14 protein-coding genes are annotated in these 16,855 nt (G+C 69.1%); all 14 read left to right on the top strand.

The window, feature by feature from the left end; genetic code table 11:
* Positions 1-505: 505 nt before the first annotated feature.
* From ACFP2V_RS31415 to nuoN, 14 genes are read left to right on the top strand one after another with little or no spacing between them, the layout of a single operon-like run.
* The gene (locus ACFP2V_RS31415) at positions 506-865 is read left to right on the top strand and encodes an NADH-quinone oxidoreductase subunit A (protein ID WP_030420561.1); all 360 of its coding nucleotides are present in this window, start codon (positions 506-508) and stop codon (positions 863-865) included.
* 13 nt (positions 866-878) lie between these two features.
* Entirely contained in the window at positions 879-1,433 is a 555-nt protein-coding gene (locus ACFP2V_RS31410; protein WP_381218668.1) for a NuoB/complex I 20 kDa subunit family protein, read from the top strand.
* Positions 1,430-2,203 carry an NADH-quinone oxidoreductase subunit C gene (locus tag ACFP2V_RS31405; protein WP_381218667.1) on the top strand — a complete coding sequence of 258 codons (774 nt, stop codon included), beginning with the start codon at positions 1,430-1,432 and terminating at the stop codon, positions 2,201-2,203. Before ACFP2V_RS31410 ends, ACFP2V_RS31405 begins: the two co-directional genes overlap by 4 nt.
* Positions 2,200-3,558, top strand: coding sequence for an NADH-quinone oxidoreductase subunit D (locus tag ACFP2V_RS31400; RefSeq protein ID WP_381218666.1), 1,359 nt, complete (start codon positions 2,200-2,202; stop codon positions 3,556-3,558). The genes ACFP2V_RS31405 and ACFP2V_RS31400 overlap by 4 nt, the downstream gene beginning before the upstream one ends.
* Positions 3,555-4,463 (top strand): NADH-quinone oxidoreductase subunit NuoE, encoded by a 909-nt coding sequence (gene nuoE, locus ACFP2V_RS31395; RefSeq protein WP_381218665.1) that lies wholly within the window; start codon positions 3,555-3,557, stop codon positions 4,461-4,463. Before ACFP2V_RS31400 ends, nuoE begins: the two co-directional genes overlap by 4 nt.
* Positions 4,463-5,809: an NADH-quinone oxidoreductase subunit NuoF gene (nuoF, locus tag ACFP2V_RS31390; protein WP_381218664.1), complete on the top strand. Its 1,347-nt coding sequence runs from the start codon at positions 4,463-4,465 to the stop codon at positions 5,807-5,809. The genes nuoE and nuoF overlap by 1 nt, the downstream gene beginning before the upstream one ends.
* On the top strand, positions 5,806-8,331 hold the full coding sequence (locus ACFP2V_RS31385) for an NADH-quinone oxidoreductase subunit G (RefSeq protein WP_381218663.1): 2,526 nt from the start codon (positions 5,806-5,808) through the stop codon (positions 8,329-8,331). Before nuoF ends, ACFP2V_RS31385 begins: the two co-directional genes overlap by 4 nt.
* The gene (gene nuoH / locus ACFP2V_RS31380) at positions 8,328-9,701 is read left to right on the top strand and encodes an NADH-quinone oxidoreductase subunit NuoH (protein ID WP_381218662.1); all 1,374 of its coding nucleotides are present in this window, start codon (positions 8,328-8,330) and stop codon (positions 9,699-9,701) included. The genes ACFP2V_RS31385 and nuoH overlap by 4 nt, the downstream gene beginning before the upstream one ends.
* A complete protein-coding gene (gene nuoI, locus ACFP2V_RS31375; RefSeq protein WP_381218661.1) occupies positions 9,694-10,338 on the top strand; it encodes an NADH-quinone oxidoreductase subunit NuoI in 645 nt (214 codons plus the stop codon). Before nuoH ends, nuoI begins: the two co-directional genes overlap by 8 nt.
* Positions 10,335-11,177, top strand: coding sequence for an NADH-quinone oxidoreductase subunit J (locus ACFP2V_RS31370; RefSeq protein ID WP_381218660.1), 843 nt, complete (start codon positions 10,335-10,337; stop codon positions 11,175-11,177). The genes nuoI and ACFP2V_RS31370 overlap by 4 nt, the downstream gene beginning before the upstream one ends.
* Positions 11,174-11,473: an NADH-quinone oxidoreductase subunit NuoK gene (gene nuoK / locus ACFP2V_RS31365; protein ID WP_003974374.1), complete on the top strand. Its 300-nt coding sequence runs from the start codon at positions 11,174-11,176 to the stop codon at positions 11,471-11,473. The genes ACFP2V_RS31370 and nuoK overlap by 4 nt, the downstream gene beginning before the upstream one ends.
* A 14-nt stretch (positions 11,474-11,487) precedes the next feature.
* On the top strand, positions 11,488-13,452 hold the full coding sequence (gene nuoL / locus ACFP2V_RS31360) for an NADH-quinone oxidoreductase subunit L (RefSeq protein WP_381218659.1): 1,965 nt from the start codon (positions 11,488-11,490) through the stop codon (positions 13,450-13,452).
* 5 nt (positions 13,453-13,457) lie between these two features.
* Positions 13,458-15,029, top strand: coding sequence for an NADH-quinone oxidoreductase subunit M (locus ACFP2V_RS31355; protein WP_381218658.1), 1,572 nt, complete (start codon positions 13,458-13,460; stop codon positions 15,027-15,029).
* Positions 15,026-16,675: an NADH-quinone oxidoreductase subunit NuoN gene (nuoN, locus tag ACFP2V_RS31350; RefSeq protein WP_381218657.1), complete on the top strand. Its 1,650-nt coding sequence runs from the start codon at positions 15,026-15,028 to the stop codon at positions 16,673-16,675. The genes ACFP2V_RS31355 and nuoN overlap by 4 nt, the downstream gene beginning before the upstream one ends.
* Positions 16,676-16,855: the final 180 nt, after the last annotated feature.

Genomic DNA, 16,855 nt, shown 5'->3' with positions numbered 1-16,855 from the left:
TCCCGGCTCCGGCTCTGGCCCTGCCCCTGGCCCCGGCCCCGGCCGGGCCCGCGGCGGGCCCGCGGTGTCCGGACTTCGTGAACGCGTGCACACGTCCACATCGCGCCCCACATCCCCCCGATGTGTGAACGCGTCCTCTAGCAAGCGATCGCGCCCCACGCCAATTTGCATGCAGAGGAACCCTCTTGATATTGAGACGCCTGCTCTGACCTGCACAGACTCGGTAGAATGTCACTACTGGTGATCGCACGGACGCTTCGCGTGCGAAGATCACCGCTTCTCCACCTTCATGATCGTTCGTCAGGTGGTGGAGATCACAAAGCTTGTGCAATACCCCGTGTCGCAGATCACAGACCGACGGGCATAGGATGCGGAGCGGTTGGGCTTGTGACCTGCTTCACATGTTCTCGATCTTCGCCGGGGCAGGCGTGGTTCGCGGGACGCGTGGGGCGCAAGTGAGCCCGGCTCGCCAGCAGTCAGTGCCGACTGAGAGGAGCGAGGAGCGGTGAACGCGTATGCGCCCATCCTCGTACTGGGAGCCCTCGGGGCAGGCTTTGCGATCTTCTCCGTGGTCATGGCCACGCTGATCGGTCCGAAGCGGTACAACCGCGCCAGGCTCGAGGCCTACGAGTGCGGTATCGAACCGACCCCCACGCCGGCCGGCGGCGGGCGCTTCCCCATCAAGTACTACCTGACGGCGATGCTCTTCATCGTCTTCGACATCGAGATCGTCTTCCTTTATCCCTGGGCCGTCACCTTCGACGCCCTGGGGATTTTCGGGCTCGTGGAGATGTTGCTCTTCGTGCTCACCGTCTTCGTCGCCTACGCGTACGTATGGCGGCGCGGCGGCCTGGAATGGGACTGAGGGGCTTCTGACCATGGGACTCGAAGAAAAGCTGCCGAGCGGATTCCTGCTGACCACCGTCGAGCAGGCCGCGGGCTGGGTGCGCAAGTCGTCCATGTTCCCGGCCACGTTCGGACTCGCCTGCTGTGCCATCGAGATGATGACCACCGGCGCCGGCCGCTACGACCTGGCGCGCTTCGGCATGGAGGTCTTCCGCGGCTCACCGCGGCAGGCGGACCTGATGATCGTGGCCGGCCGGGTCAGCCAGAAGATGGCGCCGGTGCTGCGACAGGTCTACGACCAGATGCCGAACCCCAAGTGGGTGATCTCCATGGGGGTCTGCGCCTCGTCGGGCGGCATGTTCAACAACTACGCGATCGTCCAGGGCGTCGACCACATCGTCCCGGTCGACATCTACCTGCCGGGCTGCCCGCCCCGGCCCGAGATGCTGCTGGACGCCATCCTCAAGCTCCATCAGAAGATCCAGAGCTCCAAGCTCGGCGTGAACGCCGAGGAGGCGGCCCGCGAGGCGGAGGAGGCGGCGCTCAAGGCCCTGCCCACCATCGAGATGAAGGGGCTGCTGCGATGAGCGACGCGAACGACACCGCGGGCGGCGGCGTGAACCCCGAGAAGGACCTCTCCGCCGAGAACCTCCCCGGCCAGCGGGGTGAGGGCGGTGAGGAGATCCGCGTCCAGCGCGGCATGTTCGGCGCCGGCAACGGCGGCGACACCTCCGGTTACGACGGCCTGGTCCGCTCGATCAGGTTCCCGGGAGCGTCGAGCCGCCCCTACGGCGGTCCACGCGGCGGAGCCGCATATGGATACTTCGACGAGGTCGCCGACGAACTGGAGGGCGCGCTGGAGGAGCAGGACCTGCTCCCCGAGAACGTCATCGAGAAGACGGTCGTCGACCGCGGCGAACTCACCTTCCACATCGAGCGCGAACACCTGGTCCGGGTCGCGACGACCCTGCGCGACGATCCCGCGCTCCGCTTCGAACTGTGCACCGGCGTCAGCGGCGTGCACTACCCGAACGACAAGGGCCGCGAGCTGCACGCCGTGTACCACCTGCGGTCGATCACCCACAACCGGCTGATCCGCCTGGAAGTCAGCGCTCCCGACAGCGACCCGCGCATCCCGTCGCTGGTCTCCGTCTACCCGACGAACGACTGGCACGAGCGCGAGACGTACGACTTCTTCGGCATCGTCTTCGACGGTCACCCGGCCCTGACGCGGATCCTGATGCCGGACGACTGGCAGGGCCATCCGCAGCGCAAGGACTATCCCCTCGGCGGCATTCCCGTCGAGTACAAGGGCGCCCGGATCCCGGCTCCGGACCAGCGGAGGTCGTACTCATGAGCACGTCGAACGCATCCGCGACATCCGCGACATCCGCGGCCTCCGCCGCCTCGGCACGCGAGACCACGGAAGGCACCGTCTACACCGTCACCGGCGGCGACTGGGACGAGGTCGTCGAGACGGCGCAGCGCAGTGACGACGAACGCATCATCGTCAACATGGGCCCCCAGCACCCGTCCACGCACGGCGTGCTCCGGCTGATCCTGGAGATCGACGGCGAGACGGTCTCCGAGGCCCGCTGCGGCATCGGCTACCTCCACACCGGCATCGAGAAGAACCTCGAGTACCGGACCTGGACCCAGGGCACCACGTTCGTGACGCGCATGGACTACCTGACGCCGTTCTTCAACGAGACGGCGTACTGCCTCGGCGTCGAGAAGCTCCTCGGCATCGAGGAGCAGATCCCCGACCGCGCCTCGGTCATCCGGGTGCTCCTGATGGAGCTGAACCGGCTCTCCTCCCACCTGGTGTGCATCGCCACCGGAGGCATGGAACTCGGCGCCACCACGATCATGATCTACGGATTCCGTGATCGTGAACTCATTCTCGACGCCTTCGAGCTCATCACCGGCCTGCGGATGAACCACGCGTACATCCGCCCCGGCGGACTCGCCCAGGACCTGCCGCCCGGCGCGGTGGACCAGATCCGCGAGCTGGTGAAGAAGCTGCGCAAGAACCTCCCGGAGTACGACGCGCTCGCCACCGGGAACCCCATCTTCAAGGCCCGTATGCAGGACGTCGGCTATCTGGACCTGGCCGGCTGCATGGCCCTCGGGGCGACCGGCCCGATCCTGCGCTCCACCGGCCTGCCGCACGACCTGCGCAAGACGCAGCCGTACTGCGGGTACGAGACGTACGACTTCGAGATCCCCACCGCGGACACCTGCGACTCCTACGGCCGCTTCCTGGTCCGGCTGGAGGAGATGCGCCAGTCGCTGCGCATCGTCGAGCAGTGCCTGGACCGGCTCCAGCCCGGACCGGTCATGGTCGCCGACAAGAAGATCGCCTGGCCCGCCCAGCTCGCCATGGGCCCGGACGGACTGGGCAACTCCCTCGACCACATCAAGAAGATCATGGGCACCTCCATGGAGGCCCTGATCCACCACTTCAAGCTGGTCACCGAGGGCTTCCGGGTACCGCCGGGACAGACGTACGCGGCGGTCGAGTCGCCCAAGGGCGAGCTCGGGGTGCATGTCGTCTCCGACGGAGGCACCCGCCCCTTCCGGGTCCACTTCCGCGACCCGTCCTTCACCAACCTGCAGGCCATGGCGGCGATGTGCGAGGGCGGCCAGGTCGCCGACGTCATCGTCGCCGTCGCATCCATCGACCCCGTGATGGGAGGCGTCGACCGGTGACCACCACACCTTCGGACCGCGGCGTCAGCCTGGGCATGCCCCAACTGCCCGCGCCCGCCTACCCGGACGACGTCCGGGCCCGGCTGGAGACCGACGCGCGCGAGGTCATCGCCCGCTACCCGGACTCCCGGTCCGCTCTCCTGCCGCTGCTGCACCTCGTGCAGGCGGAGGAGGGCCACGTCACGCGCACCGGGATGCGGTTCTGCGCGGACGTGCTCGGCCTGACCACGGCCGAGGTCACCGCCGTCGCCACCTTCTACTCCATGTACCGGCGCCGGCCGAGCGGCGACTACCAGGTCGGGGTGTGCACCAACACCCTGTGCGCCGTCATGGGCGGCGACGCCATCTTCGAGGAGCTCCAGGAGCACCTGGGCGTCGGCAACGGCGAGACCACCGACGACGGCAAGGTCACCCTCGAGCACATCGAGTGCAACGCGGCCTGCGACTTCGCGCCCGTCGTGATGGTCAACTGGGAGTTCTTCGACAACCAGGACCCGCAGAGCGCCAAGCGCCTCGTCGACGACCTGCGGGCCGGCCGCCCGGTGTCGCCCACGCGCGGGGCGCCCCTGTGCACGTTCAAGGAGACCGCCCGGATCCTGGCCGGCTTCCCCGACGAGCGGGACGGTGCCGTCGACGCCACGGGAAGCGCGGGACCCGCCTCCCTGGCCGGCCTGAAGCTGGCCAAGGGGGAGACCGCCCCCGCGCGCGTGGTGCACCCGCGCGGTGAGGCGCCCCAGGACACCCCGCCGCACGACCCGTCACCGGCGGAGCACCTCAGCTCGCACGACGCGCCGCAGGACACGGCGGCCTCCGATCCGGCCCACCCGTCGCCCACCACCCGTGACGGAGAGGCTTCGCCCCGCCCCTCCGGTTCGGCCGGACCCACCGCTGAGGAGGGGGAGTGATGACCTTGGCACCCGAACTCAAGGACACCGGCCCGGAGAAGCTGCTCGCACCCGTGCTGTCGGCCTTCTGGGACGAGGACAAGTCCTGGACACTGGACGTCTACAAGAGGCACGAGGGGTACGAGGGGCTCCACAAGGCGCTCGCCATGTCACCGGACGACGTCATCGCGTACGTCAAGGAGTCCGGTCTGCGGGGGCGTGGAGGCGCCGGCTTCCCGACGGGAATGAAATGGCAGTTCATTCCCCAGGGAGATGGAAAACCACACTATCTAGTGGTCAACGCCGACGAGTCGGAGCCCGGAACGTGCAAGGACATTCCGCTTCTCTTCGCGAACCCGCATAGCCTCATCGAGGGCATTGTCATCGCCTGTTACGCCATCAGGTCGTCCCATGCCTTCATTTATCTGCGTGGTGAAGTCGTTCCCGTGCTGCGGCGGTTGCACGAGGCCGTGCGCGAGGCCTACGCGGCGGGTCTCCTCGGCGAGAACGTGCTGGGCAGCGGACTCGACCTCGAACTCACCGTGCACGCGGGCGCCGGCGCGTACATCTGCGGTGAGGAGACCGCACTGCTCGACTCGCTCGAAGGCCGCCGTGGTCAACCGCGGCTCCGTCCCCCCTTTCCTGCCGTCGCGGGCCTCTACGCGTGCCCGACTGTGGTGAACAACGTCGAGTCGATCGCATCGGTTCCCGCCATCATGAACCGGGGCAAGGAATGGTTCCGCTCGATGGGCAGCGAGAAGTCGCCCGGCTTCACTCTCTATTCCCTCAGCGGCCACGTCGCACGCCCCGGTCAGTACGAGGCGCCGATGGGCATCACACTGCGCCAGCTGCTCGACATGAGCGGTGGCATGCGGCCGGGGCACCGCCTGAAGTTCTGGACGCCGGGCGGCTCCTCGACGCCGATGTTCACCGACGAGCACCTCGACGTCCCCCTCGACTACGAGGGAGTGGGCGCCGCCGGTTCCATGCTCGGCACCAAGGCCCTCCAGTGCTTCGACGAGACGACGTGCGTCGTACGGGCCGTCACCCGCTGGACCGAGTTCTACGCCCACGAGTCCTGCGGCAAGTGCACGCCCTGCCGCGAAGGCACGTACTGGCTGGTGCAGCTGATGCGCGACATCGAGGCCGGCAAGGGCCGGATGTCCGACCTCGACAAGCTGAACGACATCGCCGACAACATCAACGGCAAGGCGTTCTGCGCCCTCGGCGACGGCGCCGCCTCGCCGATCTTCTCCTCGCTCAAGTACTTCCGTGAGGAGTACGAGCAGCACATCACGGGCCGGGGCTGCCCCTTCGATCCCGCGAGGTCGACGGCCTGGGCCGACCGCACGGAGGTGCACGCATGACCGTGACCACCAACGCTCCTTCGGGAGGGGGAGAGGCGGCGGTCCCGCCGGAGGACCTCGTCACGCTGACGATCGACGGCGTCGAGATCAGCGTGCCCAAGGGCACCCTGGTCATCCGGGCCGCCGAACAGCTCGGCATCGAGATCCCCCGGTTCTGCGACCACCCGCTCCTCGACCCGGCCGGCGCCTGCCGCCAGTGCATCGTCGAGGTCGAGGGCCAGCGCAAGCCCATGGCCTCCTGCACCATCACCTGCACCGACGGGATGGTGGTGCGGACCCAGCTCACCTCGCCCGTCGCCGAGAAGGCCCAGCAGGGGGTGATGGAGCTGCTGCTCATCAACCACCCGCTGGACTGCCCGGTCTGCGACAAGGGTGGCGAGTGCCCGCTGCAGAACCAGGCGATGTCGCACGGCAACCCCGAGTCCCGCTTCGACGGCAAGAAGCGGACCTACGAGAAGCCCGTCCCGATCTCCACGCAGGTGCTGCTGGACCGCGAGCGGTGCGTGCTGTGCGCCCGCTGCACCCGGTTCTCGAACCAGATCGCGGGCGACCCGATGATCGAGATGGTCGAGCGGGGCGCGCTCCAGCAGATCGGTACCGGCGAAGGCGACCCCTTCGAGTCGTACTTCTCCGGCAACACCATCCAGATCTGTCCGGTCGGCGCGCTCACCTCGGCGGCCTACCGGTTCCGCTCCCGCCCCTTCGACCTGGTCTCCTCGCCGTCGGTGTGCGAGCACTGCGCCGGCGGCTGCGCCACGCGCACCGACCACCGGCGCGGCAAGGTCATGCGGCGGCTCGCCGCCCACGACCCCGAGGTCAACGAGGAGTGGATGTGCGACAAGGGCCGCTTCGGGTTCCGGTACGCACAGCAGCGGGACCGGCTGCAGACCCCGCTCGTCCGCAACGCCGAGGGTGAGCTGGAGCGCGCCTCCTGGCCCGACGCACTGCAGATCGCGGCCCAGGGCCTGCTGGCCTCCCGCGGCCGCACCGGCGTCCTGACCGGCGGCCGGCTCACCGTCGAGGACGCCTACGCGTACAGCAAGTTCGCGCGCGTGGCCCTGGACACCAACGACATCGACTTCCGCGCGCGCGTGCACAGCGCCGAGGAGGCCGACTTCCTCGCCGCGCGGGTCGCGGGCCGCGGACGTGACCTCGGGGGCGCGTCCGGTACGGACTCCGGGAACGGTGTCACGTACTCCTCGCTGGAGAAGGCGCCCGCCGTCCTGCTGGTCGGGTTCGAGGCCGAGGAGGAGGCGCCCGGCGTCTTCCTGCGGCTGCGCAAGGCATGGCGTACGCACGGGCAGCGGACCTTCTCGCTGGCCACGCACGCCACGCGCGGACTGGAGAAGGCCGGCGGCACGCTGCTGCCGGCGGCTCCCGGCACCGAGACCGAATGGCTCGACGCGCTCGCGAGCGGGGTCGGCCTGGAAGGCGACGGGGCCAGAGCCGCCGAAGCGCTGCGGGCCGAGGGCGCGGTGATCGTCGTCGGCGAGCGGATCGCCGCCGTCGAGGGCGGCCCGACCGCCGCCGTGCGGATCGCCACCGCGACCGGTGCCCGGCTGGTGTGGATCCCCCGGCGCGCCGGGGAGCGGGGCGCCGTCGAAGCGGGCGCGCTGCCGTCGCTGCTGCCGGGCGGGCGCCCGGCCACCGACCCGCGCGCGCGGGAGGAGGTCGCCGCCGTCTGGGGCGTCGCCGCCCTGCCGCACCGCTACGGCCGCGACACCCGCGAGATCGTCGAGGCCGCGGCGACCGGCGAGCTGCAGGCGCTGCTGGTCGCCGGCGTCGAGGTCGCCGACCTGCCCGACCCCGCACGCGCGCGCACGGCACTCGCCGAGGCCGGGTTCGTGGTCTCGCTGGAGCTGCGGCCCAGCGAGGTCACCGAACTCGCCGACGTGGTGCTGCCGGTAGCGGCCGTCGTCGAGAAGGCCGGTGCCTTCCTCAACTGGGAAGGCAGGGTCCGGCCCTTCGAGTCGGCGCTCAAGCCCGACCAGATGACCCGCACCCTCCCGCCGACCGACGCGCGCGTGCTGCAGATGCTGGCCGACGCCATGGACGTGCACCTGGGCCTGCCGGACCTGCGCACCACCCGCGCGGAGCTCGAACGGCTCGGCGCCTGGGACGGCCCGCGGGCCACCGAACCGCTGGAGACCGCGGGCGCGCTGCCCCGGCCGGCCGCCGGGGAGGCGGTGCTCGCAGGGCATCGCCTGCTCCTTGACCAGGGGCTCCTGCAACAGGGCGACGAGGCGCTCGCCGGCACCCGGCACGCCGCGCACGCGCGCCTGTCGGCCGCCACGGCCGCCGAGGTCGGCGTCAAGGACGGCGACCCGATCGCCGTGACCGGCCCCGCGGGGACGGTCGAACTGACCCTGAGCGTCACCGAGATGCCCGACCGCGTGGTGTGGCTCCCGCTGAACTCCGCCGGCGGCGGTGTCGCCTCCGACACCGGGGCGCTGCCCGGCTCCCTCGTCCGAATCGGCCCGGCGGGAATCGCCGGCGAGGCACTCAAGGAGGTGGAGGCATGAGCCTGTACTTCGCTGCTGAAGACCTCTCGATGTTCGGCCGCGACCCCTGGTGGCTGGTCGGCGTCAAGGCGGTGTTCTGCTTCGCCTTCCTCATGGTGACGGTGCTGATCGCCATCGTGATGGAACGCAAGATCGTCGCCTGGATGCAGCTGCGCATCGGCCCCAACCGGAACGGCCCCTGGGGCATGCTCCAGTCGCTCGCCGACGGTGTGAAACTGATGCTCAAGGAAGACCTCGTCGTCAAACGCGCCGACAAGGCGGTGTACATCCTCGCGCCGATCGTCGCGGCCGTCCCGGCCTTCATGGCGATCGCGGTGATCCCCTTCGGGCCGTCCGGCAACGAGATCTCGATCTTCGGCCAGCGGACCACGATGCAGCTCACCGACCTGCCGATCGCGCTGCTCTACATCCTCGCGGTCGCCTCCATCGGCATCTACGGCATCGTCCTCGCCGGCTGGAGCTCCGGATCCACGTACCCGCTGCTGGGCGGGTTGCGCTCGTGCGCACAGATGATCTCCTACGAGATCGCCATGGGCGCCGCCTTCGCCTCCGTGTTCCTCTACTCGGGGTCGATGTCGACGTCGGCGATCGTCGAGCAGCAGGCCGACCGCTGGTACATCCTGCTGCTGCCGGTCTCCTTCATCATCTACATCGTGACGATGGTCGGCGAGACCAACCGCGCCCCCTTCGACATGCCCGAGTCCGAGGGCGATCTGGTCGGCGGCTTCAACACCGAGTACTCGTCGATCAAGTTCGCGATGTTCATGCTCGCCGAGTACATCAACATGGTGACCGTCTCCGCCGTCGCCGTCACCCTCTTCCTGGGCGGCTGGCGTGCTCCATGGCCGGTCAGCACCTTCTGGGAGGGCGCGAACCACGGCTGGTGGCCGATGCTCTGGTTCATCGTCAAGGTCCAGCTGCTGCTGTTCATGTTCGTCTGGCTGCGCGGCACGCTCCCGCGTGTGCGGTACGACCAGCTGATGAAGCTCGGCTGGAAGGTCCTCATCCCGGTCTCCCTGGTGTGGCTGATGGCCGTCGCCACGGTGCGGGCCCTGAAGAACGAGAACTACGGCTTCGCGGACATCGCCCTCTACATCGCCGCCGGGGTCCTCGCCCTGCTGCTGGTGTCCTTCGTCGCCGACATGTTCCGGGCGAAGGGCAAGGAGGCCGAAGGTGCCGGGGGACCGGGCGCGGAGCCGGCCGCCTTCGACCCGATGGCAGGCGGATTCCCCGTACCGCCGCTGCCCGGACAGGAACTTCCGCCGGTGCCGCGACGCCGCTCGCGCCAGGAGCGGGAGCTCATTGTCAGTGGCGGGCCCGATACTCACAGTGACGGACCTCAGGATGGAAAGGAGGCGTCCGGTGGCTGAGGAACCCAAGGAGACCAAGCCCGGTTTCCAGAACCCCGTGGCCGGCTTCGGTGTGACCTTCAAGGCCATGTTCAAGAAGCGGCTGACCGAGCAGTACCCGGAGCAGCAGAAGACCACGGCCCCGCGCTTCCACGGACGGCACCAGCTCAACCGCCATCCGGACGGCCTGGAGAAGTGCGTCGGCTGCGAGCTGTGCGCCTGGGCCTGCCCCGCCGACGCGATCTACGTCGAGGGCGCGGACAACACCGAGGAGGAGCGCTACTCACCCGGCGAGCGGTACGGCCGCGTCTACCAGATCAACTACGCCCGCTGCATCCTGTGCGGCCTGTGCATCGAGGCGTGCCCCACGCGCGCGCTGACGATGACCAACGAGTTCGAACTGGCCGACTCCAGCCGCGCCAACCTCATCTACACCAAGGAGCAGCTGCTCGCCGGTCTCGAGGAGGGCATGGTCGACAGTCCGCACGCCATGTACCCGGGCACCGACGAACAGGACTACTACCGGGGCCTGGTGACCGAGGCCGCCCCCGGCACGGAGCGGCAGACCGCCGTCTCCGAGGGGGAGGGCGGCCCGCAGGAAGCCGACTCGACCTTCGGCGAGGACGAACCGGCCTCGGAGAAGGTGGTGCGGGGATGACCGAGTACCTCGCCGCCTACTCCACCTCCACCGGAGAGGCCGTCCAATTCTGGATCCTCGGCACCGTCGCTGTGATCGGCGCCCTGGGCACGATCCTGATGCGGCGGGCCGTGCACAGCGCGCTCTTCCTGGCCGGAACCATGATCGTTCTGGCGGTGTTCTACCTCGCCAACGGCGCCTACTTCCTGGGCGTCGTCCAGATCATCGTCTACACCGGCGCGATCATGATGCTGTTCCTGTTCGTGGTGATGCTGATCGGTGTCACCGCGGCGGACTCCCTGAAGGAGACGATCAAGGGCCAGCGCTGGCTCGCCCTCCTGTGCGGGCTGGGCTTCGGCATCCTGCTCGTCGGCGGCATCGGCAATGCCGCGCTCACCGATTTCGACGGCCTCGGCCGGGCGAACGCGAACGGCAACGTGGAGGGCCTCGCCGCCCTCCTCTTCACCAGGTACGTCTTCGCCTTCGAGATCACCGGCGCCCTGCTCATCACGGCCGTCGTCGGCGCCATGGTGCTCACCCACCGCGAGCGCACCGAACGTGCCCTGACCCAGCGGGAGATGGCCGAACAGCGCGTCCGCGAGGGCAAGCAGCTCCCGCCGCTGCCGGCCCCGGGCGTGTACGCCCGGCACAACGCGGTGGACATCCCGGGCCTGCTGCCCGACGGTACGACGTCCGACCTCACCGTCAGCAGCACGCTGCGCGACCGCGGCCAGATCCGGGACGTGTCCCAGGAGGCACTCAGCGACCTGCGGGCGCTGGAGCAGCACTCCGAGGAGCGGCTCGAGCGCACGGCGATCGAGCCGACGACGCCGAAGCGGACCGAGGAGGCATCGAAGTGAACCCGGTCAACTACCTCTATCTCGCAGCCCTGTTGTTCACGATCGGCGCCACCGGTGTCCTCATCCGGCGCAACGCGATCGTCGTCTTCATGTGCATCGAGCTGATGCTCAACGCCTGCAACCTCGCGTTCGTCGCCTTCTCCCGTATGCACGGCAACCTCGACGGCCAGATCATCGCCTTCTTCACGATGGTCGTCGCCGCCGCGGAGGTCGTGGTCGGACTGGCGATCATCGTGTCCCTGTTCCGTTCCCGCCACTCGGCCTCGGTCGACGACGCCAGCCTGATGAAGCTGTGAGGGGTCGCTGAATCGTGGAGAATCTGATTGCGCTGCTGGTGGCGGCGCCCCTGCTCGGAGCGGCGGTCCTGCTGTGCGGCGGCCGCCGGCTGGACGCCGTCGGTCACTGGATCGGCACGGTGCTCGCCGCCGCGTCCTTCCTGATCGGCGTCGTCCTCTTCGCCGACATGCTGGGCAGCGCCGCCGCCGACCGCACCCTGACGCAGCATCTGTTCAGCTGGATCCCGGTGGAGGGATTCCAGGCCGACGTCGCCTTCAGGCTCGACCAGCTGTCGATGACGTTCGTCCTGCTGATCACCGGCGTCGGCTCGCTCATCCACCTGTACTCGGTCGGGTACATGGAGCACGACGAGCGGCGCCGCCGCTTCTTCGGCTTCCTGAACCTGTTCCTCGCGGCGATGCTGATCCTCGTCCTCGCCGACAACTACCTGCTGCTGTACCTCGGCTGGGAGGGCGTCGGTCTCGCCTCCTACCTGCTGATCGGTTTCTGGCAGCACAAGCCCAGCGCCGCCACCGCGGCGAAGAAGGCCTTCCTGGTCAACCGCGTCGGCGACATGGGCCTGTCGATCGCGATCATGCTGATGTTCCTGTGGTTCGGCACCTTCGCCTTCGGGCCGGTGCTCGGCAGCCAGGACGCGGCCGGGCTGGCCGGCGCCGCCGGTGAGGGCAAGCTCACCGTGATCGCCCTCATGCTGCTGCTCGCCGCCTGCGGCAAGTCCGCCCAGGTACCGCTGCAGTCCTGGCTCGGGGACGCGATGGAGGGCCCGACCCCGGTCTCGGCCCTGATCCACGCCGCGACCATGGTGACGGCGGGCGTCTATCTGATCGTCCGCTCCGGCGCCATCTTCAACGGCGCCCCGGACGCGCAACTGGTCGTCACCATCGTCGGCGCGGTCACGCTGCTGTTCGGTGCGATCGTCGGTTGCGCGAAGGACGACATCAAGAAGGCGCTGGCCGGTTCGACGATGTCGCAGATCGGCTACATGGTGCTCGCGGCGGGCCTCGGCCCCATCGGCTACGTCTTCGCGATCATGCACCTGGTGACGCACGGCTTCTTCAAGGCCGGGCTGTTCCTCGGCGCCGGTTCGGTCATGCACGGTATGAACGACGAGGTCGACATGCGCCGCTACGGCGGCCTGCGCACGTACATGCCGGTCACCTTCGTCACCTTCGGACTCGGCTACCTCGCCCTCATCGGTTTCCCGGGCCTGTCCGGCTTCTTCTCCAAGGACATGATCATCGAGTCGGCGTTCGCCAAGGGCGGCACCGAGGGCTGGATCCTCGGCGGCGTGGCCCTGCTGGGCGCCGCGATCACCGCGTACTACATGACGCGCGTGATGCTGATGACGTTCTTCGGCGAGGAGCGCTGGCGGAAGGCTCCGACACCGTCCCCGGCCGAGCCCGGCGTGGAGCCGGCCGCGGAGACACGTGGCGAGTACACCCCGCCGCACCCGCACGAGTCGCCGAGGAGCATGACGATCCCGATGATCGTGCTCGCCTTCGGCTCCGTGTTCGCCGGCGCGCTCTTCGGCATCGGCGACCGGTTCGTGCACTGGCTGGAGCCCATCACCGGGTACGACCACGGCCAGGCGCCGATCAGCGCCCTCACGGTCACGCTGTCCACGGTGACCGTCATGGTCATCGGCGTGGCGATCGCCTGGGGCCAGTACGGGCGCCGCCCGGTCCCGGCCGTCGCCCCGCGCGGGTCGCTGCTCACCCGGGCCGCCCGGCGCGACCTGCTCCAGGACGACTTCAACCACGTGGTCCTGGTGCGCGGCGGCGAGCACCTCACGCGCTCGCTGGTGTACGTCGACCACACCCTGGTCGACGGGGTCGTCAACGGAACGGCGGCCACGTTCGGCGGCCTGTCCGGGCGGGTGCGCAAGCTGCAGAACGGCTTCGCGCGGTCCTACGCGGTCTCGATGTTCGGGGGCGCGGCCGTCCTGGTCGCCGCGACCCTGCTGATGAGGGCGGTCTGATACCGATGTCCTTTCCTCTGCTGACAGCGACGGCGGTGCTCCCGGCCATCGGGGCGATCGCCACGGCCGCCGTACCGGCCGCGAAACGCTCCGCCGCCAAGTGGCTGGCCCTGCTGGTCTCGGTCGCCACCCTGGCGCTGGCGGTCGTCGTCGTGGTGCGCTTCGACCCGGGCGGCGACCGCTACCAGCTCACCGAATCGCACGCCTGGATCGCGGACTTCGGAGTCCGCTACGAGCTGGGGGTGGACGGCATCGGGGTCGCGCTGATCGCGCTGACCGCCCTGCTGATCCCGTTCATCGTCCTGGCGGGCTGGCACGACGCCGACCCCCTTGAGACCGGCAGCAAACGGTGGCGGCCCACGCAGGGCTTCTTCGCCCTGATCCTGGCCGTCGAGGCGATGGTGATCATCTCCTTCGAGGCCACCGACGTCTTCCTCTTCTACATCTTCTTCGAAGCCATGCTGATCCCGTTGTACTTCCTGATCGGCGGCTTCGGGGACCGGGCCCACCAGGACGGCGAGCAGGCGGCGGCGAAACAACGGTCGTACGCGGCGGTCAAGTTCCTGCTCTACAACCTGGCCGGTGGTCTGGTCATGCTGGCCGCGGTGATCGGGCTCTACGTGGTCGCCGGGAACTTCTCGCTCACCGAGATCGCCCAGGCGCGGGCCAACGGCTCGCTCGAGATGTCGACGAGCACCGAACGCTGGCTGTTCCTCGGCTTCTTCCTCGCCTTCGCGGTGAAGGCGCCGATGTGGCCGCTGCACACCTGGCTGCCCAACGCCATGCAGGAGTCCACCGCCCCGGTCGCCGTGCTCATCACGGCCGTCGTGGACAAGGTGGGCACCTTCGCGATGCTGCGCTTCTGCCTCCAGCTGTTCCCGGAGGCGAGCAAGTGGGCGACACCCGCGATCATGGTGCTGGCGGTCATCAGCATCATCTACGGGGCCCTGCTCGCGGTCGGCCAGCGCGACATCAAGCGGCTGATCGCGTACGCGTCGATCTCGCACTTCGGCTTCATCATCATGGGCATCTTCGCGATGACCAGCCAGGGCCAGTCCGGGGCGACGCTCTACATGGTCAACCACGGGATCTCGACCGCCGCCCTGCTGCTGGTGGCCGGATTCCTCATCTCGCGGCGCGGCTCCCGGCTCATCGCCGACTACGGCGGGGTGCAGAAGGTCGCGCCGGTACTCGCCGGCACGTTCCTCGTCGGTGGCCTGGCGACGCTGTCGCTGCCCGGACTCGCCCCGTTCGTCAGCGAGTTCCTGGTCCTGGTCGGCACGTTCACGCGCTATCCGGTGATCGGCATCATCGCCACCTTCGGCATCGTGCTCGCCGCGCTCTACACCCTCGTCCTCTACCAGCGGACGATGACGGGCCCCCTGCGGCCCGAGCTCGCCAGGATGCCCGACCTGAGGGTGCGTGAGATCGCCGTGGCCGCGCCGCTGATCGTGCTGCTGGTCTTCCTGGGCGTCTACCCGAAGCCCGTCACGGACATCGTGAACCCGGCGGTGAAGCAGACCATGTCAGACGTCCAGCAGAAGGACCCCCAGCCCAAGGTGGAGGCGGCCAAGTGAGCACATCAGCCGTCCACAGCCTGTGGACAACCGCGGCCGACCCGATCGCGAAGATCGGCGCGCCGAAGATCGAGTACGCGCAGCTCGCGCCCATCCTGATCGTCATCGGTGCGGCGGTCGTGGGGATCCTGATCGAGGGCTTCGTACCGCGCAAATCCCGTTACCACGCACAACTGTTCGTCGCCTCGGTCGCGCTCGTCGCCGCGTTCGCCGCGGTCGTGGCGCTCGCGGCCGACGGATACGGCACGACCAAGGCGGGCATCGCGGCCATGGGCGCGATCGCCGTCGACGGCCCCGCCCTGTTCCTGCAGGGCACGATCCTGCTGACGGCCCTGGTCAGCCTGTTCACCTTCGCCGAGCGCAGACTCGACCCTCAGGCGCACGGCAACCGGGTCGACTCCTTCGCCGCGCAGGCCTCTTCCGTACCGGGCAGCGACGGAGAGAAGAGGGCCGTCAAGGCGGGGTTCACCACCACCGAGGTGTTCCCGCTGCTGCTCTTCGCGGTCGCGGGCATGCTCGTCTTCCCCGCGGCCAACGACCTGCTGACGCTCTTCGTGGCGCTGGAGGTCCTCTCCCTCCCGCTGTACCTCCTCTGCGCGCTGGCCCGCCGCAAGCGGCTCATCTCGCAGGAGGCCGCGGTCAAGTACTTCCTGCTCGGCTCGTTCGCCTCCGCGTTCCTCCTCTTCGGGATCGCGCTGCTGTACGGCTACGCGGGCTCGACGTCGTACGCGACGATCGCGCAGGTCGTCGACGGCACGATCCAGGAGGTCGACCCGGCGCTCGTCAACACCATGGGCAACGACGTGCTGCTCCTGGTGGGCGCGGGTCTGCTGATCATGGGCCTGCTGTTCAAGGTCGGTGCCGTCCCCTTCCACATGTGGACGCCGGACGTGTACCAGGGCGCGCCGACGCCGGTGACGGGCCTGATGGCGGCGGCGACCAAGGTGGCCGCGTTCGGTGCCCTGCTGCGGGTGCTGTACGTCCTGCTCCCCGGCCTGCGCTGGGACTGGCGACCGGTCATGTGGGCCGTCGCGATCGTCACCATGCTGGGCGGTGCGATCATCGCGATCACCCAGACCGACATCAAGCGGCTGCTGGCGTACTCGTCGATCTCGCACGCGGGCTTCGTCCTCGCGGGTGTCATCGCGACCACGCCGGAGGGCATCTCGTCCGTCCTCTTCTACCTGGCGGCGTACTCGTTCGTGACGATCGGCGCGTTCGCGGTGGTGACCCTGGTGCGGGACGCCGGCGGTGAGGCGACGCACCTGTCCAAGTGGGCGGGGCTCGGCCGCCGTTCACCCCTGGTGGCGGCCGTGTTCGCGGTGTTCCTGCTCGCCTTCGCGGGCATTCCGCTGACGTCCGGCTTCGCCGGGAAGTTCGCCGTGTTCAAGGCGGCGGCGGAGGGCGGCGCGGTACCGCTGGTCGTGGTCGGTGTGATCGCGTCGGCGATCGCGGCGTTCTTCTACATCCGGGTGATCGTCCTGATGTTCTTCAGCGAGCCGAAGCCCGAGGGCCCGACCGTCGCGGTGCCGTCCCCGCTGACGATGGCGGCGATCGGGATGGGCGTGGTGGTCACGGTGGTGCTGGGCGTGGCACCGCAGTACTTCCTGGAGCTGGCGGGGAACGCGGGAGTGTTCGTGCGCTGACCCGGCGCCCGCCGACGACAGGGCGGGNNCCCCGCCCTGTCGTGCTGGGGCGTGCCTGGTCATGGTGGTCGATCGCGGTTGTTCGGGGAGGGTCGACCCGTGAACGTCGGTGTGCGGATATGACTGGTGCGGGGATCTGTGGATACCTCCGGGATGGCGGTCTGTGGACAACACCGGGGA

Origin of the sequence: Streptomyces incanus, from assembly GCF_042656345.1 — a bacterium.
GTDB classification, from domain to species: domain Bacteria; phylum Actinomycetota; class Actinomycetes; order Streptomycetales; family Streptomycetaceae; genus Streptomyces; species Streptomyces incanus.
The sequence above is the reverse complement of the archived record's forward strand: the minus strand, read 5'-3'. Positions and strand labels throughout refer to the sequence as shown.

Bases quoted from the DNA above. Each gene is read 5' to 3' on its own strand.
- ACFP2V_RS31410 (WP_381218668.1), top strand. From the start codon at position 879: ATGGGACTCGAAGAAAAGCTGCCGAGCGGATTCCTGCTGACCACCGTC.
- ACFP2V_RS31405 (WP_381218667.1), top strand. From the start codon at position 1,430: ATGAGCGACGCGAACGACACCGCGGGCGGCGGCGTGAACCCCGAGAAG.
- ACFP2V_RS31400 (WP_381218666.1), top strand. From the start codon at position 2,200: ATGAGCACGTCGAACGCATCCGCGACATCCGCGACATCCGCGGCCTCC.
- nuoF (WP_381218664.1), top strand. From the start codon at position 4,463: ATGACCTTGGCACCCGAACTCAAGGACACCGGCCCGGAGAAGCTGCTC.
- ACFP2V_RS31385 (WP_381218663.1), top strand. From the start codon at position 5,806: ATGACCGTGACCACCAACGCTCCTTCGGGAGGGGGAGAGGCGGCGGTC.
- nuoH (WP_381218662.1), top strand. From the start codon at position 8,328: ATGAGCCTGTACTTCGCTGCTGAAGACCTCTCGATGTTCGGCCGCGAC.
- ACFP2V_RS31370 (WP_381218660.1), top strand. From the start codon at position 10,335: ATGACCGAGTACCTCGCCGCCTACTCCACCTCCACCGGAGAGGCCGTC.
- ACFP2V_RS31355 (WP_381218658.1), top strand. From the start codon at position 13,458: ATGTCCTTTCCTCTGCTGACAGCGACGGCGGTGCTCCCGGCCATCGGG.